The sequence below is a fragment of the Streptomyces sp. NPDC107471 genome (assembly GCF_055582845.1).
The window spans coordinates 765,382-786,343 of record NZ_JBVJPC010000003.1; the positions used below are offsets into that span (position 1 = coordinate 765,382).

Here is a 20,962-nt window from a genome sequence, read left to right on the forward strand (position 1 = left end):
TCACCGTTCCTTGACCAGCGCCGCGTACGCGCCGCCGCGCGCCACCAGCTCCTCGTGCCGCCCGCGCTCCACGATCGTGCCGTGCTGGAGCACGACGATCTCGTCGCTGTCGCGCACGGTGCTGAGCCGGTGCGCGATCACCACACAGGCACAGCCGCGCCTGCGCAGGTTGTCCATGACGATCTGCTCGGTCTCCGCGTCCAGTGCGCTGGTCACCTCGTCGAGCACCAGGATGCTGGGCCGGCGCACCAACGCCCGTGCGATCTCCAGGCGTTGGCGCTGGCCGCCGGAGAAGTTGCGGCCGTCCTGCTCGACCCTGCTGTGGATGCCGCCGGGCCGGCGCACGACCACGTCGTACAGGGCCGCGTCCCGCAGCGCCTCCACCACGGCGTCGTCCGGGATGGACGGGTCCCACAGCGCCACGTTGTCGCGGACCGAGCCCTCGAAGAGGAAGACGTCCTGGTCGACGAAGGACACCGAGGAGGCGAGCGCGCCGCGCGGGATGTCGTCCAGGCGCTGCCCGTCGATGCGGATCACGCCCTCCCAGGGCGCGTACAGGCCCGAGATCAGCCGGGAGACGGTCGACTTGCCGCTGCCCGAACCGCCGACCAGTGCCACCTGCTGGCCCGGGCCGACGGTCAGGTCGAAGCCGGTGAGCAGCGGCTTGTCGAGCGGGTTGTAGCCGAAGGTGATGTTCTGAAGCTCGACATGGCCGTGCAGCCGGCGCGTGGAGTCGCCGGCGCCGGGACGGCCGTAGAGCGGGTCGGCCTTGAAGTTCTCGACGTCCTTGAGGCGGGCCACGTCGGCCGCGAAGTCCTGGATGCGGCCCGCCACGCCGTTGAGGCGGGTGATCGGCGCGGTGAAGCGGGTGACCAGGGCCTGGAAGGCGACCAGCAGACCGACGGAGATGCCGCCCTCGACGGCCCGCATGCCGCCGATCCACAGGATGAGCGCGCTGTTGAAGGTGGCCAGCATCGGCGCGACGACCCCGAGCCAGGCGCTCGGTATGCCGAGCCGCTGCTGCTCCTCCAGCGTGGTGGCGTGCTGTCCGGCCCACTTGCGGAAGTAGCCGTCCTCGCCGCCGGTCGCCTTCATCGTCTCGATCAACTGGAGCCCGGTGTAGGCGGTGTTGGTGAGACGGGCGCTGTCCGCGCGGAGTTTCGCGGTGCGGGTGGCCCGCAGCCGGATCACGACCCGCATGGCCACCACGTTGAGCAGGGCGACACCGATGCCGACGTAGGTGAGCTGCGGGTCGTAGGTGTAGAGGAGGATCGCGTACAGGACGACGACCACCGCGTCGACGCCCGCCGCCGCGAGGTCGCGGGCCAGGGTCTCGGCCACCTGGTCGTTGGACTGGAGGCGCTGGACGAGGTCGGCGGGGCTGCGCTGCGAGAAGAACGTCACCGGCAGCCGCAGCAGATGGCGCAGGAAGCGGGCGCTGGACAGGGTCGAGGAGATGATCCGGCCGTGCAGCAGGTTCGCCTGCTGGAGCCAGGTCAGCGCGAGGGTGAGGGCCACGCAGGCGCCCATCGACGTGAACAGCACGCCGAGCAGCGAGGTCTGGCCACCGATCAGGAACATGTCGATGTAGGTGCGGGAGAGCGCGGGGGTGGCCGCGCCGACCAGCACCAGCAGGAGGCTCGCGAGGACCGCCGCCGGCATGGTGCCCGCGGTGCCGCGCAGCCGGGCCGGCATCGCGCCCAGCACCCCCGGCTTGCGCCCGCCCTTGGTGAAGTCCTCGCCGGGCTCCATCACCAGCACGACACCGGTGAAGCTGCCGTCGAAGTCCTCCATGGGGACGAACCGGCGGCCCTTGCCGGGGTCGTTGATGTAGACCCCGCGGCGGCCGAAGCGGCGTCCCATGCCGTCGTAGACGACGTAGTGGTTGAACTCCCAGAACAGCACGGCCGGGGTCTTCACCTCGGCGAGGGCGGCCGTGTCCATCTGCATGCCCTTGGCCGTCAGACCATAACTGCGGGCAGCCTTCAGGAGGTTGCTGGCGCGTGAGCCGTCCCGGGAGACACCACAGGCGATCCGCAGCTCCTCCAGCGGGACGTGCTTGCCGTAGTGGCCGAGCACCATCGCGAGGGAGGCGGCGCCGCACTCCACGGCCTCCATCTGGAGGACGGTCGGCGTACGGACCGTCTTCGCCTTCCCCGTGGGGACCGGGCGCTTGGGCGGGGCGGAGCGGCGCCTGCTCCGGGTGTCCTGTGCGGTGCTCACGGCAGCAGCCAATCGACGGGGCGCTGATCGGCCAGCCAGATCGAACCCGAGGCCACGGTCATGGAGGTGAGGGCGAACGGCGGGCCGTCCGCGGACGACCACTTGTAACCGCTCTTGGTGCTGCCGGACCTGTCCAGTTGCACGAGGACGGCGACCGGACGGCCGTCCTTGGTGAACTGCTCGCCGAGCTGGCTGTCGCCGAGGAAGGCGGCGATCTGCTGCGCCGACTGGGCCGAGCGGTCCACCGACTTCACATGGCCGCGCAGCACGCCGTACTCCTGGGTGGGCACCGAGGACACGGTCAGGTCCACGGCCGCGTGGTCCGGGATGGAGGCGGCGTTCTCCGCGGGCACGTACACCGTGGCGTACATCGGGTCGGAGGCGTGCGCGACCTTCTCCACGGCGGCGACGTTCGCGCCGGTCGAGATGATCTGCCCGATGGTGGCCGCGAGCGCGGTGACCCGGCCCGCGGCGACCGTGCGGACGACGGTGTCGCCGTCGGCCGTACGGACCTTCAGCACGGGGGAGTCGGCCGGCAACCGGGTGCCCTCCCTGGCGATCACCTGGGTGACCTGGCCCGCGACCGGGCTCTGCAGGACGTAACTGCCCTGCCCGTGGGTGAGGATGGCGGGCGCGCTCACCGTGGAGGCGACCGAGCCGGTCACCGCCCACACGGACGCGGCGGCCATCACGACCACCGTCACGGACATCACCAGCCAGCCCTGCGGGCGGGCGAAGCGCACCGGGAGGTCGAGCTCCTCCGGTGACTGGAGCTTGGCGAGGGCCTGTTGGCGGAACTGCACGGGTCTTCCCTCACCTGCGAAAGCGTGCGACTGCTACGCATGCTGCCAATGACAAAGGACCGACTCGTCCGAGCCGGCCGGAGTACGGCACCCAAGAGTCCCGGAACCGCCGGTTTGCGGCTCCGGGACGGGTCGACCACAAGTAAGTGATCAGATCACGAAGGATGTGATCAGAGACCGGCGACCAGGCCGGTGACCGGGGCGGTGTTGAGGCCGGTGACGCCCTCGACCGTGCCGACGACCGTGTTGACCAGGCCGGAAACCGGGGCGACGCCGTCCACCAGGCCGGTGACGGTGCCGAGGGCGTTGAGCTGCAGGCCGCCGGAGACGTTGTCGAGGTCCGCGTCCGAGATCTCGGTGGTCTCAACCTGGGGGGTGGAGTTCATGATGGAACTTCCCTTCGTATGGGTATTTCACAAGGGGGGAGCGGCCCCCTCTGGGGACAGATGACGGCCGCAGTCGCAAGGCGCCGGATCCCGTTTCCAGGAGCCCCGGCGGCCCTGCGGTGCGATGGATCAAAGCACGCCGTCGCTCCGCCCTTCCAATTAACCACCCGTCTCACCAGGGCACTTGAGTCACAGAAGGCTCCATCCGTGCAGGCTTGCGCACGCCTTGGTGCCGACTTCTTCACAGGAGATGTGGCGGCGGCCCGACAGGGCTCTTGCCGTCGCCATGGCGAATCCGACACACCTCGCCAATGGCGTGGGTGCCGCTGCGCGCTTGTGCAGAACTCCCGCTCCCGGTGACTTGGTTGCGCATTCGATGTGCAGATTCGCGGGAGAGGGGATTCGGGGCGGTGTTCACAACAGACTGTTACCGACCGCTTGCTGAGCGTGTCAGCCCAGAAGGGCGTAGACCGTGCTCGCGCGGGCCGCGAGTTCGCCCGTCGCGGCATCGGTCATCGTGATGTCGGCGAACGCCATGCGCCGGCCCAGCTTGGTGACGACCGCCTCGATCAGGACATCCGAGCCGGACACCGCGCGCTGGAAGCCGGTGGACTGCTGCACCGTCGTCATCGGCCCGTAGGTGCCCCGGGCCGCCGAGACGGCGATCACGGTCGCGGTGTCGGCGGCGGCCATCAGAGCCTGGCCCGACAGTGCGCCGCCCTCCCGGGCCAGCCGCTGCGACCAGGGCAGACGCAGGACGGCGCGGTCGTCGCCCACGGACTCGACGCTCAGGGCGAGGTCGAGGACCCAGGGGGCGAAGTTGTCGGCGAGGATCTTGTCGGCTTCGGCGGGCGTCATCGTCATATGGGGGATTGTTCCCGCCCGCGGGCCGCCCGGCACGGCCCGTGGCCGAATCGGCGTGGCAATCGGCGCGTAAAGAAACGGCATTGAACGCCCCGCGCACACCGTGCGTACCCATGGCCATCCAGGCGCCCCGAACAACCGACTGCCGTACGGCGGTTACAGACTCCGGTCCCCCAGGAGGTCGAGAAGTTTGAGTCACAAGCGAATTCCGAAGCGCAAGGCCGCGTTCGCGGCAGGCACCGTGGTGGCGCTCGGAGCGGCCGCGATCCTGCTGCCCAACGCCAACGCGTCCCAGGACGGCTCGTCGAACGACGCGGCGGCCATCGCGCCGAAGACTCTGAAGGCGACGGACGCCTCGGATCTCGCCTCGCAGCTCGAGAAGTTGCTGGGCGACGCCTTCGCCGGGTCCTACTACGACTCCGACAGCCAACAGCTCGTCGTGAACGTCATATCCGGCGACAACAACGTCATCGTGCAGGCGAAGAAGGCCGGCGCGAAGGTCCGCGAGGTCGAGAACAGCCTCACCGAACTGGCGGCCGGCGCGAAGACACTGAAGGAGGAGGCGACCATCCCGGGCACCGCCTGGGCCGTCGACCCGCGCACCAACAAGATCCTCGTGACCGCCGACAGCACGGTCACGGGCGCCAAGTGGAACACCCTCGAGTCGACGGTGAAGAGCCTCGGCTCCGACATGGCCAGCGTGAAGAAGTCGGCCGGCACCTTCAAGACCTTCGTGTCCGGCGGTGACGCCATCTTCGCCGGCGGTGCCCGCTGCTCGCTCGGCTTCAACGTCACCGCGGGCGACGGCAGCCCCGCTTTCCTGACCGCCGGTCACTGCGGGGTCGCGGCCGAGCAGTGGTCGGACAGTCAGGACGGCCAGCCCATCGCCACCGTCGACCAGGCCACCTTCCCCGGCGACGGCGACTTCGCCCTGGTCAAGTACGACGACCCGGCGACCGAGGCGCCCAGCGAGGTCAACGTCGGCGGCGGCCAGACCGTCGCCATCAACCAGGCCGCGGACGCCGAGGTCGGCCTCCAGGTCTTCCGGATGGGCTCCACCACCGGACTCGCCGACGGCCAGGTCCTCGGACTGGACGCCACCGTGAACTACCCCGAGGGCACCGTCACCGGGCTCATCCAGACCAATGTCTGCGCCGAGCCCGGCGACAGCGGTGGCTCGCTGTTCACCCAGGACGGTGCGGCGATCGGCCTGACCTCCGGCGGCAGCGGTGACTGCACGGTCGGCGGCGAGACCTTCTTCCAGCCGGTCACCACCGCCCTCCAGGCGGTCGGCGCCACGCTCGGCGCGGGCGACGCGGCCGGCGGCGCGGGCGACCAGGCCGGCGGCGAGGAGGCCGGCGCGGGTGACGACGCCGGGGCCGGAGCGGGCGACGCCACCGCGAGCCCCGGTGACGAGGCCGGCGCGGGTCAGGAGGTCGGCGGCGAGGAGGCCGGCGGTGACGTGATCGGCGGCGAGGAGGCCGGCGACGGCCAGGACACCGGCCACGGAGCCGGTGACGGCGCCGGTGACGCGGCGGGCGACGCCGCGGACCAGTCGCACAACTGACCCCACCGGTCAGGCACCACACCTCGAACCGGCCGCGTCGGCAGCGGTCCCCCCCACACCCCCGCTGCCGACGCAGGCCCTTCGACCACCTCCCGGCCACAGCACGGTTCCGGCCCGGGAGGTGCAACGGTCCGGCCCTCCGGCGGGAGGGCCGGACCGGCGTATGAGCGGCGCGGGCCCGTGCGGGAGGCGGGCGCCGGGGACGCGTATCAGCCATCCGTCCGGGCCCCAGTCACGCTTAACCCGTCTGTCCGGGGCCGGAGTCATGCTCAATCCGTCTGCCGGGGGCTGGAGACGCGCTCAACTCGTCTGTCCGGGGCCGGAGTCATGCTCAATCCGTCTGCCGGGGGCTGGAGACGCGCTCAACTCGTCTGCCGGGGGCTGGAGACGCGCTCGCCCGGCCCGCTCGGTGCTGGAGACGCGCTCAACCCGTCTGCCCGGGGCTGGAGACGCGCTCAACTCGTCCGTCCGGTGCCGGAGTCACGCTCAACCCGTATGTCCGGGGCTGGAGACGCGCTCAATCCGCCCGCCCGGTGCCGGAGTCACGCTCAACCCCTCCGTCCGAGGCCGGAGTCACGCTCAACCCGTCCGCCCAGGGCCGGAGGCGCCCCTCAGCCCTCCGCCCGCAACAGCAGCAGAGCCACGTCGTCGACCCGCTCCCGTGCGGCCGCGCTGCGGCGGACGAGTTCGTCGGCCAGTTCGTCGAGCGGACGGTCACCGGCCTCGGCGAGCTGCCGTCCCAGCTCGGCCAGCGCGTCCTCGATGTCGACGCCGGGGGACTCGATCAGACCGTCCGTGTACAGGGCGAGGACGGAACCGGGCGCGAGATCCACCTCCGTGGTCGGGTAGCCGGCCGAGCCGTCGATGCCCAGCAGCGGGCCCCCGGCCAGGTCCAGTACCCGCACCCGGCCGTCCGGCCGCCGCAGCAGGGGCGGCGGATGCCCCGCCCGGGCCATGACCGCCCGCCCCCGCCGCGGATCGATCCGCAGGTACAGGCAGCTCGCGAACAGGTCGGCGCCGAGGTCGATCAGCAGCCGGTTGGTCGAGCGCATGACCTCCTCCGGCGTCTGGCCGACGGTCGTGTACGCCCGTACCGCCGTCCGGAGCTGCCCCATCAGCCCCGCCGCCGTCACGTTGTGGCCCTGCACGTCCCCGATCACGGCGGCCGCCAGCCCGTCCACCGGCACCAGGTCGTAGAAGTCGCCGCCGATGTCCATGCCCTGGGTGGCCGGCAGATAGCGGGCCGCCGCGTCGATGCCGGGCAGCGCGGGCAGGGTGTGCGGGAGGAGCGCCGCCTGGAGGCCGTGCGCCAACTGGTGCTTGGCGTCGTACAGGACGGCCCGCTCCAGGGCCTGCGCGATCAGCCCGCCCAGACTCGTCAGCACCGCCCGCTCGTCGGTGGGGAAGGGGTGCCGCTCGGAGTAGGCCAGCACACAGGTGCCCACCGGGCGCCCGGAGGCGATCAGCGGCAGATAGGCCCAGGCCGCGAACCCGTCCGGGGTGGCGTGGCGCTTCGGGTACAAGTGCTCCAACTGGTCCCGGGACTCGAAGAACGCGGGCACCCCGGTGTTGAGGGCGTGGGTGCCCGGCGTGGGTTCGGTCAGCGGCAGCCCGTCGAACCGCTCCACGACCCGCGCGTCCGGATACCCGCGGTGTCCGAGCACGTGCAGCCGTCCGGCCCGCGAGCCGAGCAGGACCAGGGCCTGGCTCCCCACCGCCGGGGCGATCTCGTCGGCCACGAGCTGCACCACGTCCTGCACACCGACCGCCTCGGTCAGGGCCCCGGCCAGACTCAGCACCTGCGAGATCGTCACCAGCCGGGACGGCGAGTCCCCGGGCTGGGGGCCGGCCCGGTTCATCTCCGCCACCGCGCGGGCCCGGCTCACCCGGACGCTGAGCCCGGTGGTGCTCGGGTACAGCCGGAACGACAGCCAGTCCCCGGGCGGCCGCAGCGCCACGAACGACGTGCTGTGCTGGCTGAGCAGCGCGGCCCGGTAACGGTCCTCGTAGACCGGGTCGTTGAGCCAGGGCACCGCCGCCCACAGTTGCGAGCCCAGCAACTGCGAGACCGGCACGCCGATCAGTTCGGCCGCCGCCGCGTTGGCGAAGGAGATCCGCCCGTGCAGGTCGAGCGAGCACAGCCCGTACGGCAGCCGCGCCACCATCCGCGCCGCCTCCACCGTGCCCAGCGTCCCGGCCGCGCTGCCCACCTGCGCCGAGGCCAGCAGGTCGGGTTCGGCGTGCGGCGCCAGGCTGTCCTCCACCGCACGCTCCAGCCGCACCGCGAGCCGCCCGCAGGCCGCGGTCAGATGGTTCCGCTCGCGGTCGGACAGGTCCGGGGGGTGCGAACCGGGCCAGGTGACGAACACCGAGCCGTACACCTTGGACGCGGTCGCCACCGGCACCGCGGCCAGCGCGAAGGGGTACGGCAGCACCACGGCGATCCGCGGATAGCGGCGGGCCATCTCGTGCTCGCCGCCCACCCAGACCAGCCGCCGTTCCCGGGCCGCCTCCGCCACCGGGATCGGCGCGCTCAGGCCCACCCGCTCCCAGGGCGCCGCGAACGCGCGCGGCAGGCCCGCCATGACCGCCATCTCCAGTACGGGTTCGTCGGCGGCCATGAGGTACACCGCTCCGGAGTGGGCGTGCACCTCGTCCATCATCGACGCCAGCGCGAGGGAGAGCAGGGGTCGTCCCACCCGTGTCCGGGTGCTCGCCGGCGCCTGGGACATATGCCCGTCGGACACGCCGACCACCTCCTCGCACGGGCGCGGGCCGCAAGGAGCGCGGGCCGCTGTCGCGCGCCGGGCCCCCAAGGATCAAATCTCCACCCTCGCGGCGCGTCCCGCACGGCGAGCGTTCCCGTGTCCGGGCACACGGGTGCCGCGGCGACGGTGAGATCGGCCGTGTACCCCCTGCGCCCCGGAGCATGCCCCCACAGTCGAAGCGCGGCACGGCACACGGGCGCCGCTCGTGCGCCCCCGCGCACCCTGATGGCCAATTCTTCGCGCCCGAGGGCGGTCCGGGACCCGAACAATGGGGCACGCGTTCATGCCACGGGACCTAACAGGCGAATCGAGGGGGACGAGCAGTGATCCGGGTGCTTCTGGTGCACGACGCGTGTCTGGTGAGATCGGCCCTGGCGGAGTGGCTCCGCCGGGAACCCGACCTCGGGGTGTTCGACACCCCGTGGCAGACCGCGCCCGGACGTCTGCGGACCCTGCGTCCCGACGTCTGCGCGGCCGACCTCGAATGCTCGGACGCCTACGGCCTCCCGCCGCTGGGGGAGTTATCCCCGCGCGAGCCGGACAGCAGTCCGCCGCGCCTTCTCGTGATGGCCAGCGCCAACCGGCCCGGGCTGCTGAAGCGTGCCGTCGAGGCGGGGGCGCTCGGCTACGTCGACAAGGAGGGGGCGGCGCCCGACCGGCTCGTGCGCGGAATCCGCCGGGTCGCCGAAGGGAAACGTTTCGTCGACGACTCGCTCGGCTTCGGCTTCCTCCAGGCCGCCGAAATGCCGCTGACCCGACGGGAACTGAGCGTGTTATCCCTCGCGGCCGAGGGAGCCTCCGTCGCGGAGATCGCGGGGAACCTGTGCCTGTCCCACGGGACCGTGCGCAACTACATGGCCGCGATCACCCGCAAGACCGGGGCCCGCAACCGCATCGACGCGATCCGGATCTCGCAGGGGCAGGGCTGGCTCTGACCGGCCGGGGGGCACGGCCGTCCAGCCGCCCACGAGCGCGCGGTAGGCCGGTGAGTCGCGCACCAGCTCCTCGTGCGTGCCGTACGCCGTGCGCGAGCCGTCCATCAGCAGCACCCGGTCGGCGCGGCGGGCCGAGCTGATCCGGTGGGCGACGACCACCAGCGTGGTGCCGGGCCGGTCCGCGAAGGCCCGCTCGGCGCGCTCCTCCGCCCGGGGGTCGAGATGGCAGGTGGCCTCGTCGAGCAGGACGAGGGGGGCGTGCGACAGATAGGCCCGGGTCAGCGCGACGAGCTGCCGCTCACCGGCGGACAGCGCGCCCGGGTCGACGGTCGCCCGGGGCCCGCCGAGCGCTTCGAGGAGCGGGGTGAGCCCCACGGCGTCGGCCGCCGCGAGCAGCTCCGGCTCGGGCACCGGGTCCGCCCTCAGATGGCCGAGGTTCTCGGCGAGGGTGCCGGTGTGGACGTACGCCTCCTGCGGAATGAGCACCCGCAGCGCGGCCGCCTCGGGGGAGGGCACGGGGTGTCCGCACAGCCGGATCCTCCCCCCGGAGGGTTCCAGGAGCCCGGCGACCAGAGCGGTGAGCGTGGACTTCCCGATCCCGCTGGGGCCTACGACGGCCAGGTGGGCGCCGCGCGGCAGGGCGAGGTCGAGACGGTCGACGACGGGGGTGGCGGCGGGCCCGTAGGCGAAGGAGACGTCGGTGAGGGAGAGGGCGGGGGCGTCCGGCGGAACGGGGGCGCCCTGGGCCGGCCCGGACGTGTTCACGGTCGGCCGGGCCGCCGGCTCGCGGACCAGTCGCCGCAGGACCACCACCAGGCGGGAGCCGCTCGTGCCGAGGCCGTGGACCAGGTTGCGCAGGGCGGGCAGCAGGGACTGGGTGACGTAGGCGAGGGCGCCGACGAGGGCGCCCGTGGTGACACCGCGGGCCAGCAGCCAGGGCGCGCAGGCCAGCAGGAGCACGATCGGGAACTGGCCGCCGAGGGCGAGCGAGGCCACGCGCAGGACGGACCAGCGGGCCAGGGAGTTCGAGGCCCGCTGTTCGGTGTCGACCAGTCGGCCCGTGCGGGCGGCGACCCGGTTCTCCGCGCCGGCCGCCGTGATGTCCCGCAGCCCCGGGCAGACCGTGCCGAGGCCGTCGGCCAGGGCCTCGTCGGCGGCCAGGAACTCCTCCTGGCGGCGGGCCAGCGGACGCAGCGTGGCCGCGAACAGCGCCAGCCCGGCGGCCAGCGGCGGCCCCACGACCAGCAGGAGCAGCGGGTCGAGGGAGGCCAGTCCGACGGCCGCGCCGACGGAGGTGAACACGAAGGAACGCGACACCATCACCAGCCCGGCGAAGGTGTCCCGGGCGATCTCGACCTGCTGGGTCAGCCCGGACAGCGCTCCCGTGTCCGCCTCCCGTACGCCGCGCTCCACCACCCGTTCCACGAGCAGGTCCCGGAGCGGCTCGACCAGCGCGGCGACGGCGGCGTACACCCGCACCGTCCCGTAAGCGCCGAGGAGCACCCCGATCCCGGCCACCCCGAGCCACCCGAGTCCGACACCGGGCCGGCCGGCCAGGAACCCCTCGTCCAGGGCGCGGGCGGGCGCGTACCCGGTGAGGAAGGTCTGCGCGGTCTCCAGCACGGACCATCCGCCGAGCCGGACCAGAACCCGCCACCGGGCCCGCAGGAAGCGGAGACCGCGTGGAGCGATCCCGCCGGGCGCCGGGCCGTCGCTCATTCCGGCCCCCCGTCCGAGGCGTCCGCGCCGTCCGCCGCGCCCCCGAAGACCTCCCGGTACTCCGCCAGCCGCCACAGCTCCTCGTGCGGTCCCACCGCCCGCACCCGCCCGCCGTCCAGCCAGGCCACCGCGTCCGCGCGGGCCGCCGTGGCGGTGCGGTGGGCGACGAGCAGGCGGGTGCGGCCCGCGCCGCCGCCGACCAGGGCCTCGGCGATGCGCGCCTCCGTGACCGTGTCGAGGCTGGAGAGGGCGTCGTCGAGGATGAGCAGCCGGCCGCCGTGGGCGAACGCCCGGGCGAGACCGAGCCGTTGGGACTCCCCGCCGGAGCGGGGGGCGTCGGCGACGAGGGTGTCGTAGCCGTCGGGCAGCCGGCGCACGAAGTCGTCCGCGTGGGCCGTGCGGGCCGCCTCCCGGACGCGGGCGGGGGAGGGGGACGGCAGGGCGAGGCCGATCTCCTCCTCGACGGTGCCGCCGAGCAGGGCGGGCCGCTCGAAGGCGTAGCCGACGCAACGGCGCAGTTCGTCGTGGGTGAGTTCGCGCAACGGCACCCCGTCGAGCAGGACCTCCCCGCGGTCCGGGTCGGCGAGCCGGCCGGCGACCGCGGCGAGCAGCGACTTGCCCGCACCCGAGCGGCCCACCACCGCGAGTGTCGTGCCGCCCGGTACGACGAGGTCGACCCCGTCGAGCACGGGGCGGGCCCCGCGCAGGGCGGTGACGCCCCGCAGTTCCAGCCGCCCGGGGCCGGCCGGCAGCCGGTGTCCGCCGTGCTCGACGGCGGGTTCCGCGAGGACCTCGTCCAGCCGTCCGGCCGCCGCCCGCGCCCGGGCCAGGCCCGCGAGCTGGCCCACCAGGACGCCGACCCCGGACGCGAGGACCGCGTAGCGGGAGGCGGCGAGGACCTCGCCCACCGTGATGCGGTGCCGGGCGAGCAGGAGCCCGGCGACGGCGACGACCCCGAGCTGGAGCAGCGGGGCGACGGCGACGGACTGTCCCGAGGCCCGGCCCTGCACCCGCCACATGCGGTGCCCGGCCTCGGACAGCTCGGGCAGCGGGCGCAGGACGCGCGCTGTCTCCCGGTCCTCGGTTCCCGCGGCCCGGATGGTGCGGTGTCCGCCGACGGCCTCCGAGAGGGCCTGCGCCATCCGCCCCTGCACCTCCTGGTAGCGCGTGACGCACTCGCGGGTGTCGCGGGCGAAGGCGCGCAGCAGGAGGGCGAGGACGGGCGCTCCGGCCAGGAACACGGCCGCGAGCCAGGGGGAGACGAGGCCGAGGGCCACGACGGCGCCGACCGGTCCGGCGAGCGCGGCGAGCAGGGCGGCGCGGGCGGTCGGAGCCGTGCCGGCCTGGGCGGCGTTGCCGACGAGGCGGGCGACGAGGTCCCCGGGCCCGAAGCGGGCGCCGGCGCGCGGGCCGACGGCCAGGACGTGACCGGTGAGGCGGCGGCGCAGCCAGGCGGTGGTGCGGGCGTCGAGGGTGCCGCCGAGGACGGTCTCCGTAGCGTCGAGCAGGGCGATGAGCAGGACCAGTGCGGCGCAGCCCAGCACCCAGCGGGTCGCGGGCTCCCGAGCGAGCAGCAGGTCCAGGGTGCGGCCGAGAGCCGCGGGCAGCAGCAGTCCGGCGCCGGTCGCCGCCGTGCTCACCAGGCACAGGACCAGGCAGCGGGCGGGGGCCGGACCCAGGAGGCCGTGCGGGGCCGGAGGCGAGCTGTCAGTCGTCATACGGCGGCCTTCCGGAGGTGTGCAGGACCCCGGGCGGCCCCTCCCTCGCGGGAGTGGACCGCCCGGAATCATGGGCGCACGATGCCTGTCAGAGACAGAGCGTGACGCTCGCGGCGCTGACGCAGGACAGCAGGCTCAGGGTGCTGTTGCCGCCGCCGCCGGTGTGCTCGTCGGACTCCATCGTCTGCAGGTCGAGAAGTGCCATCTCGGTTTCCTTTCCTCGGTGTCGTCCACCCGTGGGGACGGGGTTGGGTCACGGTTCCGTCAGGTCGCGGAACCGCGTTCATGGGGCCGCCGGAGCGGCGGAAGGAACGGCAGGTGTGCGGTGGCCGGGTCGCCGGGGGCCGTGTGGGCCGCGCCGAGCGCGAGCAGGCACCCTGCCGTTCCGGTGCCCAGGTCCATCGACAGCCGCATCATCTGGTGGCCGGGGAAGGCCAGTTGACCCTGGTAGTCCATGGCGAACCAGCCGAGCCCGTCGATCTGTTCGGCGAGCCGCTCGCGGGTCGCGCCCGGGGTGTCGGTGCGCGCGAGGTGCAGGACCATCCCGGCACGGCCCTGGAAGAGCCCGGGCTGGACGTAGAAGCGGCTGGTGGCGGCGGTCAGCACCCCGGCCCGCGCCCGCTCGAACTCGCCCTCGGTGTCGGCTCCCTGGGCGAGGTAGTCGTCCAGGACCATCCCGATGCCGGCGCTTCCCTCGCCGAGGTAGGGCAGCGTCCGCCAGCCCTCGTCGACCTCCAGCGAGCCGCTCGGATGGGTGACGCAGCACTCCAGGTCCCTGCGCAGCGCCACCTCGGCCGCCCGCAACAGCAGCGGCTCGCGGGTGTGTTCGTACTGCCGCAGCAGGAACAGCGCGGGTCCGGTCCACCCCTTCAGCAGCCCGGCCCGGCGCCGCTTGGGGGTGTCCGCGAGGGGCTGCGCGAGCCGTCGTACGAGGACGTCGGCGGCCTCCGCGGCCCGCTCGCGCAGCTCCGACTCGCCCGTGGTGCGGGCCAGTTCGCCGAGGACCAGGCCGAGGCCGGCCAGGCCGCCGTGCAGGTCGGCGGAGAGGTTCTGCCAGCGTTCGGCAAGGACGCGCTCCACCAGGTCGAGGGCGCGCTGCCGGTGGCCGAGCCGGTCCAGGACGTGGGCGACGCCCGCGAGGCCGTCGTAGAGCCCGAGCGGTGTGCCGGTCGGCGGGGGCGCGGTGCGGGCCAGGAGCCAGCGCTCGCCCTCCTCGTACCGCTCGGCGCCGATCGCGTCCAGCGCGTACAGCACGCCGGCCGCGCCGTGCGCGAGTCCGAGGCCGCCGCCGTCGTTGAACTGCGTGATGTCGCCGGGGAAGAGCCGGTCCTCGCGCTCCGGGGTGGCCGAGGCGAGGAGCGCCTTGACCATGGAGTCGCGGCTGTAGGGCCAGTCGCCGGGCTCCACGAAGGTCGGCGCGGTCCGCGGGACCGTACGCCCGCCGGTGTCCGTGGCGGTGTCCCGGGTGATCTCCGCGACCGCCTCGTCGAGGAACTCCCTCGGCACGTCCGGGAACTGGCGCAGGATCACCTCGGCCAGATGGGCCGCCTTCCCGCGGTCCACCACGAACAGCGTGGTCACCGGCAGGAACAGGGCGATCCGCAGACAGGCCAGGGCGTAGCGGTCGACGTCGATGCCCTTGCGGTCCGGCGGGGCGAAGAAGCCGGGGTGGGCGACCACCTGGCGGCCGTTCTCCTCGACCGGCGCGGCCGCCTCGAAGTCGAGCAGGGAGACCGACTCCTCGTCGGGGCCGACCATGATGTTGAAGACGTGCAGGTCGTTGAAGACGATCCCGCGGGCGTGCACCGCCTCCACCGCCCGCTCCACCTCGCCGTGGATGCGCACCGCCCATGCCGTGTAGTCGGCGACGGCCTTCGGGTCGGGGTCCGGACCGAGCAGCGGGTGCCGCTCGGCGAAGAAGGAGTTCAGCGGGCGCCCCTCCAGGAAGTCCATGACGAGGAAGCGGTGGTCGCCGAGGGTGAACCAGTCCCGCACCTCGGGCACCACGCCCGTTCCCGCCACCCGTTCCAGGGCGTCCTTCTCCCGCTCCAGCCGGGCGATGGCGTCCGCGCCGTCGGCGGCCAGTCCGGCGTGCGGCCGGCCCTCCTTGAGGACCACCCTGCGGCCGTCGCGGGTGTCGGTGCCGGTGTAGACGCCGCCGCCGTTGGAGAAGTGCAGCGCCTTCTCGATCCGGTACGGCAGGTCGCCGACCGTGGTGGTGTTGCGCGCGTCCAGATGGGGCTGCAGGAAGGCGGGCAGCGTCACCCACTCGGGCACCTGGAAGGACGGCTCCCGCCGGTCCGGCACCAGGGTGCCCTCGCCGTTCCGTACCGCCGGCACCAGCGAGCCCCGGTCGTCGACGACGAAGGTGCGCGCGAACGCGCCGTAGCGGACGTAGAGCGGGCCCTCGTGCCAGCGCAGGTCGGTGAGGATGTACGGCCCTTCGAAGCCCTCCAGGAGCTCGCCCAGCTCCCGGAGCACGTCGTGGAGCTGCTCCTCGTCGGCCGGGTAGATGGTGACGAACTTGCCGCTGGTGTCGCGGGCCGCGTACTTGGTGTTGCGCAGGTGCAGCAGGTGCGGGCCCGGCACGAACTTGAACGAGATGCGCCGGGGCACGCAGTAGTCCCACACGATCGCGGCGATCCGCTCCGCGTTCTCCCGGGTCGCCGAGGCGTGGATCTTCCAGCCCTGCGAGGGGCCGGGCACCGCCTTGCCGTCCGTGCCCAGCGGCGTCAGCGTCAGCCAGTCGCCGATGCGCGCCGCGTCCCAGCCGGCCGGCACCGCGCGGCGCGCCGTCTCGTAGACGGGCGCCTCACCGGCGGAGATCCGGTCGGGCGTCTCGTAGAAGTGTCTGTCGGCTAGCGCGTACACCTCGTAGCGCTTGTCCATGCGTCCCCTCCTTGGCCCACCACAGAGCCTTCCAGCGGGCGGTGGCCACGGACAGTCACGGCTGTCACGAGACCACCGTGAGAAACGCATGAGTCAAGAATTGTTCGAGAGGAATCGAGCACCGACGGGGTGCGCGCTCCACGGAACGCTCACAGGGGCTGCGCGCGTGCCGTATTAGCGCTCTAATGGCGAACGTGGTGAGTGAGGGCGCTGCGGGACGCAGAACGAGAACGCTGCGTGCCGAAAATGCCCTGACATCGCTGACCGACGGTCCCGATTCGCCGGAACGGCTGCGCCGCATCCTCGAACAGGCGCTCGTCTTCACGGGGGCGACGCTCGCCGCCGTGTACACACCCCGTGCGGACGGGGACCTGTGCCTCGTCGAGACGGCCGGCGTCCCCCGGACGATGTACGGGCTGCGCGACAGCTACCCGGCCTCCGGCGGCTCCCCGGCCGCGGACGCGCACCGCTCGGGCCGGCCGGTCTTCCTCGGTCCCGAGGAACTCGCCGCCGGCGCCGGGTCCCGCGGGGCGGCCCGCCGGGACTTCCACCTGGCCGTGCTGCCCGCGCACGGTGACGAGGGCCGGGCCTGTCTCGTGGCCGTCAGCGAGGACCCGCACGGCTTCGACGACGAGGACCGCAAGTCCCTCGAACTCATCGCCGGCGCGATCGTCTGCCCCGTCCTGCCGGCCGCGCCGGAGAGCACCGAACCCAGCTCCCACGCCTTCAGCCTCGCCATGGACACCGGCCGGGTCGAGGTCGGCGACGGCATCCTGGAGCTGTTCGGCATGAGCCGGGCCGACTTCGACGGCAAGGTCGAGACCCTGCTCGGCCTGACCGTCCCCGAGGACCTGCCCTCGCTGATGTCCCTGTTCGAGGCCGGGCACACCTCCATCGGCGACCGTGAGCTGGAGTTCCGCGTCCTGCAGCCCTCCGGGCCACCCAGATGGCTCAGGCTGCGCGGTCGCATGCTGGCCGGCGCCGAGGGCCTGCCCGCCCGGCTCGTGGGCACCGTCGCCGACGCCTCCACCCTGCGCTCCGACGTCACCGACGTGGCCCGAGTCCAGCGCCTGGCCGCGGCCCTCGCCATGGCGGGCACCGTCCGCGACGTCAGCCAGGCCGTCGTCTCCGCCCTGCGCGCCCCGCTCAGGGCCGACCGCATCGCCCTCGCCGAGCTGGAGAACGAACGGCTCGTCGTCACCGTCCTCGACCCGCCCGAACAGGAGGCCTGGCCCGAGCTGTGGCGCCTGGAGTGGCGCAGCGAGTGGCCCGAGGCACCCGTACGGGCCATGCCCACCCTGGCCACCGCCCTGCGGGAGGGCCGCGCCCAGATCTGGCCGGCCGGGACCGTCCTGGAACCCGCCCTCGCCGACGTCGGCCCCGGCGGTCTCGCCGTCCTGCCGCTGCCCGCCGCGGGCCGCATGGCCGGCGCCTGCCTCATCGGCTGGGACACCCCGCACCACTTCGACCCCGACGAGCGCGCCCTGCTCACCGCCTCGGCCGGCCTCGCCGGGCAGGCCCTGATGCGCGCCCACGCCCTCGACGCCGAACACGAACTCGTCGGCATGCTCCAGCGCCAGCTCCTGCCCCGCCGCCTGCCCCGGCTGCCCGGCGCGGTCGCCGTGGCGCGCTATCTGCCCAGCACCGCGGGGCTGGAGCTCGGCGGCGACTGGTACGACGTGATCCCGCTGCCCGACAACCGCGTCGCCCTGGTCATCGGAGACGTCCAGGGCCACAGCGCCGCCGCCGCGACCCTCATGGGCCAGATGCGCACCGCCCTGCGCGCCTACGCCGTCGAGGGCCACCCCCCGGACGTCGTGGTCGCCCACGCCAACCGGCTCCTGATGGACCTGGAGAGCGACCTCTTCGTCACCTGCACCTACGTGGACCTCGACCTGGAGGAGGGCACCGCCTGGTGCGTCCGCGCCGGACACCTGCCGCCGGTGCTGCGCCACCCCGACGGGACCACGGAGATCGCCGAGGCCGACGGCGGGCCCCCGCTCGGCGTGGTGGCCCAGGCCGACTTCCCGATGACCCCGCTGCGCCTGCGGCCCGGCACCCTGGTCGCCCTGACCACCGACGGTCTCGTCGAGTCCACCGAGGCCGACATCGACACCGGCATGGACCGCTTCGCCCACGGGGTGGCCGGCGCCGACCCCGCCCACCTCGGACTCGTCGCGGACGTCCTGCTCGGCGGCGCCCGCCGCAGCGACGACGTCGCCCTGCTCCTGCTGCGCTACGACGGCATGGCCACCCACCCGCTGCGGGAGAGCTGGACCGTCTGGCGGGTCCCCGAGGCCGCCCGGCACGCCCGCCGCTTCACCCGGCGCACCCTGCGCACCTGGGGCGTCCCCGCGGACGCCATGGACACCGCCCTGCTCGTCGTCTCCGAACTCGTCACCAACGCCCTCGTGCACACCGGCGGCCAGGTCCGCCTCGACCTCACCCTCGTCGGCAGGCGGCTGCGCGTCTCCGTCGCCGACGCCTCGCCGCGCACCCCCGCCAAACCCACCAGCATCGGCTGGGAGGCCACCGGAGGCCGCGGCATCCTCCTCGTCGAGGCGGTGTCGGCGGCCTGGGGCAGCGTTCCGGTCAGCGGCGGCAAACAGGTGTGGAGCGAGATCGCACTGGACGTCTGAGGAGGGGTACCCGGACCGGACCATCCCCGCAGCAGAGAGGTACGTCATGACTCAGCACGTCAGCGACATCATGACCAGCGCCCCGGTCACCGTGGAACCGCAGACCTCCGTGACGGCCGTCGCCCGGATCATGCGGGACCAGGACCTCGGCGTCGTCCTGGTCGGCGACGGCGACGAACTGCGCGGCCTGGTCACCGACCGCGACCTCGTCGTGCGGTCCCTCGCCGAGGGCGGCGACCCGGATCGGACCACCGTGGCCGGCGCGTGCAGCGACGACCTGGTGACCGTCACCCCCGGGGACGACCTGGACCACGCGATCGAGCTCATGCGCGAGCACGCCGTGCGCCGGATCCCGGTCGTCGACCACGGCCACGCCGTCGGCATCGTCTCCCTCGGCGACACCGCCATGGAACGCGATCCCGAGTCGGCCCTGGGCGACATCAGCGTGGCCCGCCCCAACACCTGAACCGGGCGGGCCGGTTCGCCCGGCCGTCAAGTTCCGGTGCTCCTGACCCTCGACGAATGTGTGTGCGGGGGCGGCGGGGTGACGGGTCGCACGCCCGTTTGTCCCGCGCCCTCCGGGGGACCCGGAGAGGAGCATGGAAGGACGGTGAACCGCCGTGACCCCGCAGACCGTTGAGAAATCCGTAGCGCGCCGGCCCGAGACGGGCTGGTCCAGGGCCCGTCGCCTGCACGGCAAGGGAGACCTGCGGACCTGTCTGCCCGCGGTGGAGGACCGGATCGGCCCCACCACGGCGCACACGGGCGAGGACAACATCTTCCGCGGCGAGGACTGAGCGCCCTCTCCGCGGCACCCCCAAGTCACCCCCCGGTCATGGCCGGTTCCTCCGCATCCGGGCTATGGTGACGCAGATGAAGGCTCTCGTGCTGTCCGGCGGGGCCGGTACCCGGTTGCGTCCGCTCACGCACACCCCGGCCGAACGACCGGTGGCCGTCGCCGAGCGGGCCGTCCTGGTCGACGGCCCGAAGCCCCTGGCCGCCGCGGGGATCACCCCGGTCGGCGTGATCGTCGGCGACAGATCCGGACGCGCCCCGCGCGAGCAGCCCGGAGACGACCGCACCCTCGTCGGCGCGCATCGGTCCGCGCCGGTGAAGCGTGACGCCGTACGGGCCGTCGAGCCGCCCCGGCGGGGCGAGTTGGAGATCATCCACCTGCTCCGGCCCCTGAACGACGCGCCCCTAGTCCACCGCGAGGGCCACGGCGACGCGCGGGTCCCCTCATGAGCCTCTCGGCCGCCGGCCTCCGCTGCGGCGAGCACGGGGGCGCTCCCCGCACCCGGAGGGTCACCCTCCGTCTTTCCGCACTTTGCAAGCCTTTTCCCTCAGGATCATGCTCCTCGGCGCGAAGTCCTGTCATGGGGAGCTCACAGCAGGTATGTTCCACGGAACCGGTTCCGGCGCGGGCAGCCGCGACGGACCGGTGCGGGGAACGTCCCGGCACCTCGGCCGACCCGGACCGGGACGGCCCCACCAGCAGCGGGGCCTGCAACGGGCCCGCACCACGCCCCGCCTACAGCGCCCTAGGGCACGACCGGTGGACGGAGGTCGCGCCGGCCTCGCACCGGGACCGGCGGTCCGCCCTGCACGAAGCACTGCCACACATCCGCAAGGAGATTTCCCAGTGAAACGTCACGAGTTCCTGCGGGGGCTCCACAAAGCCAGCGCGAACCGCAACTACCTGGAGATCGGCGTCAACGACGGCCGCAGCCTGACGTTCTCCCGGGTACCGAGCATCGCGATCGACCCGGCGTTCAAGGTGGTCTCGGAGATCCGCTGCGACGTCCATCTGGCGAAGGCCACCAGCGACGACTTCTTCGCGCGCGAGAACCCGCTGCAGCACCTCAAGGGCGGCCGCCACCCGCTGCGCAACATCGTCCGCAACCGCAGCCCGTTCGGTTACTGGAAGGACGTTACGCTCGACCTGTCCTTCATCGACGGCATGCACCTGTTCGAGTACGCGCTGCGCGACTTCATCAACGTCGAGAAGTACTCGGACTGGGCCAGCGTGATCGTCTTCGACGACATGCTGCCGCGCAACGTGGACGAGGCGGCCCGCGACCGCCACACCAACGCGTGGACCGGTGACGTCTACAAGGTCATCGAGGTCCTGAACCGCTACCGGCCCGACCTGGTGACCGTCCTGGTCGACACCGAGCCCACCGGCCAGCTCGTGGTCTTCGGCGCGGACCCGACCAACACGGTGCTCAAGGACAAGTACGACGAGATCATCGCGGAGTACGTGGTCCCCGACCCGCAGAAGGTGCCGGAGACGGTCCTGGAGCGGACCGTGGCGATCAAGCCGGAGACGCTGATCGAGGCCGGCTTCTGGAAGCCGCTGGTGAACGCCCGCAACCGCGGCACCAAGCGGGACCGGAGCTGGGAGCACCTGCGCACCAGCCTGAAGCAGCTCAGCGACGCCGGCTGAGCCGA

At 73.2% G+C, this 20,962-nt stretch carries 14 protein-coding genes and 2 pseudogenes; 7 read left to right on the forward strand and 9 right to left on the reverse strand.

Features of this window, described 5'->3' with window-relative positions:
- The 4 genes from ACZ66S_RS13030 to ACZ66S_RS13045 form a co-directional block, all read right to left on the reverse strand.
- Positions 1 to 2,223, reverse strand: a complete 2,223-nt coding sequence (locus tag ACZ66S_RS13030) for an NHLP family bacteriocin export ABC transporter peptidase/permease/ATPase subunit (RefSeq protein ID WP_469901559.1) — start codon at positions 2,221 to 2,223, stop codon at positions 1 to 3.
- Positions 2,220 to 3,026 carry a hypothetical protein gene (locus ACZ66S_RS13035; RefSeq protein WP_469901560.1) on the reverse strand — a complete coding sequence of 269 codons (807 nt, stop codon included), beginning with the start codon at positions 3,024 to 3,026 and terminating at the stop codon, positions 2,220 to 2,222. The genes ACZ66S_RS13030 and ACZ66S_RS13035 overlap by 4 nt, the downstream gene beginning before the upstream one ends.
- 170 nt (positions 3,027 to 3,196) lie before the next feature.
- The gene (locus ACZ66S_RS13040) at positions 3,197 to 3,412 is read right to left on the reverse strand and encodes a hypothetical protein (protein WP_053851086.1); all 216 of its coding nucleotides are present in this window, start codon (positions 3,410 to 3,412) and stop codon (positions 3,197 to 3,199) included.
- Positions 3,413 to 3,862: 450 nt separating this feature from the next.
- The gene (locus ACZ66S_RS13045) at positions 3,863 to 4,276 is read right to left on the reverse strand and encodes a PaaI family thioesterase (protein WP_469901561.1); all 414 of its coding nucleotides are present in this window, start codon (positions 4,274 to 4,276) and stop codon (positions 3,863 to 3,865) included.
- A 190-nt stretch (positions 4,277 to 4,466) separates the two neighbouring features.
- Between ACZ66S_RS13045 and ACZ66S_RS13050 the strand changes: the two genes are divergently transcribed.
- Complete coding sequence (locus ACZ66S_RS13050; protein WP_469901562.1) at positions 4,467 to 5,843, forward strand: S1 family peptidase; 1,377 nt, start codon at positions 4,467 to 4,469, stop codon at positions 5,841 to 5,843.
- A gap of 611 nt (positions 5,844 to 6,454) precedes the next feature.
- On the opposite strand, the gene ACZ66S_RS13055 is transcribed toward ACZ66S_RS13050, so the two are convergent.
- A complete protein-coding gene (locus ACZ66S_RS13055) occupies positions 6,455 to 8,599 on the reverse strand; it encodes a SpoIIE family protein phosphatase (protein ID WP_469901563.1) in 2,145 nt (714 codons plus the stop codon).
- Positions 8,600 to 9,177: 578 nt separating this feature from the next.
- Between ACZ66S_RS13055 and ACZ66S_RS13060 the strand changes: the two are divergent.
- Positions 9,178 to 9,462: pseudogene (locus ACZ66S_RS13060) on the forward strand (LuxR C-terminal-related transcriptional regulator); the annotation flags it as partial.
- On the opposite strand, the gene ACZ66S_RS13065 reads toward ACZ66S_RS13060, so the two are convergent.
- The 4 genes from ACZ66S_RS13065 to lanKC form a co-directional block, all read right to left on the reverse strand.
- Complete coding sequence (locus ACZ66S_RS13065) at positions 9,385 to 11,265, reverse strand: ATP-binding cassette domain-containing protein (protein ID WP_469901564.1); 1,881 nt, start codon at positions 11,263 to 11,265, stop codon at positions 9,385 to 9,387. The pseudogene ACZ66S_RS13060 and the gene ACZ66S_RS13065 overlap by 78 nt on opposite strands.
- Complete coding sequence (locus ACZ66S_RS13070) at positions 11,262 to 12,983, reverse strand: ABC transporter ATP-binding protein (RefSeq protein WP_469901565.1); 1,722 nt, start codon at positions 12,981 to 12,983, stop codon at positions 11,262 to 11,264. Before ACZ66S_RS13070 ends, ACZ66S_RS13065 begins: the two co-directional genes overlap by 4 nt.
- A gap of 88 nt (positions 12,984 to 13,071) precedes the next feature.
- On the reverse strand, positions 13,072 to 13,188 hold the full coding sequence (locus ACZ66S_RS13075) for a SapB/AmfS family lanthipeptide (RefSeq protein WP_020117173.1): 117 nt from the start codon (positions 13,186 to 13,188) through the stop codon (positions 13,072 to 13,074).
- A gap of 59 nt (positions 13,189 to 13,247) precedes the next feature.
- Positions 13,248 to 15,872 (reverse strand): class III lanthionine synthetase LanKC, encoded by a 2,625-nt coding sequence (gene lanKC / locus ACZ66S_RS13080; RefSeq protein ID WP_469901566.1) that lies wholly within the window; start codon positions 15,870 to 15,872, stop codon positions 13,248 to 13,250.
- A 185-nt stretch (positions 15,873 to 16,057) separates the two neighbouring features.
- On the opposite strand from lanKC, the gene ACZ66S_RS13085 reads away from it, so the two are divergent.
- From ACZ66S_RS13085 to ACZ66S_RS13105, 5 genes and pseudogenes are all read left to right on the forward strand, one after another.
- On the forward strand, positions 16,058 to 18,511 hold the full coding sequence (locus ACZ66S_RS13085; protein ID WP_469901567.1) for a SpoIIE family protein phosphatase: 2,454 nt from the start codon (positions 16,058 to 16,060) through the stop codon (positions 18,509 to 18,511).
- A 46-nt stretch (positions 18,512 to 18,557) separates the two neighbouring features.
- Positions 18,558 to 18,977 carry a CBS domain-containing protein gene (locus tag ACZ66S_RS13090; RefSeq protein ID WP_469901568.1) on the forward strand — a complete coding sequence of 140 codons (420 nt, stop codon included), beginning with the start codon at positions 18,558 to 18,560 and terminating at the stop codon, positions 18,975 to 18,977.
- 154 nt (positions 18,978 to 19,131) lie between these two features.
- Positions 19,132 to 19,308, forward strand: coding sequence for a hypothetical protein (locus tag ACZ66S_RS13095; protein ID WP_469901569.1), 177 nt, complete (start codon positions 19,132 to 19,134; stop codon positions 19,306 to 19,308).
- Between the two features lie 76 nt (positions 19,309 to 19,384).
- Positions 19,385 to 19,558 (forward strand): annotated as a pseudogene (locus ACZ66S_RS13100) (sugar phosphate nucleotidyltransferase); the annotation flags it as partial.
- Between the two features lie 595 nt (positions 19,559 to 20,153).
- The gene (locus ACZ66S_RS13105; protein ID WP_469901570.1) at positions 20,154 to 20,957 is read left to right on the forward strand and encodes a class I SAM-dependent methyltransferase; all 804 of its coding nucleotides are present in this window, start codon (positions 20,154 to 20,156) and stop codon (positions 20,955 to 20,957) included.
- Positions 20,958 to 20,962: the final 5 nt, after the last annotated feature.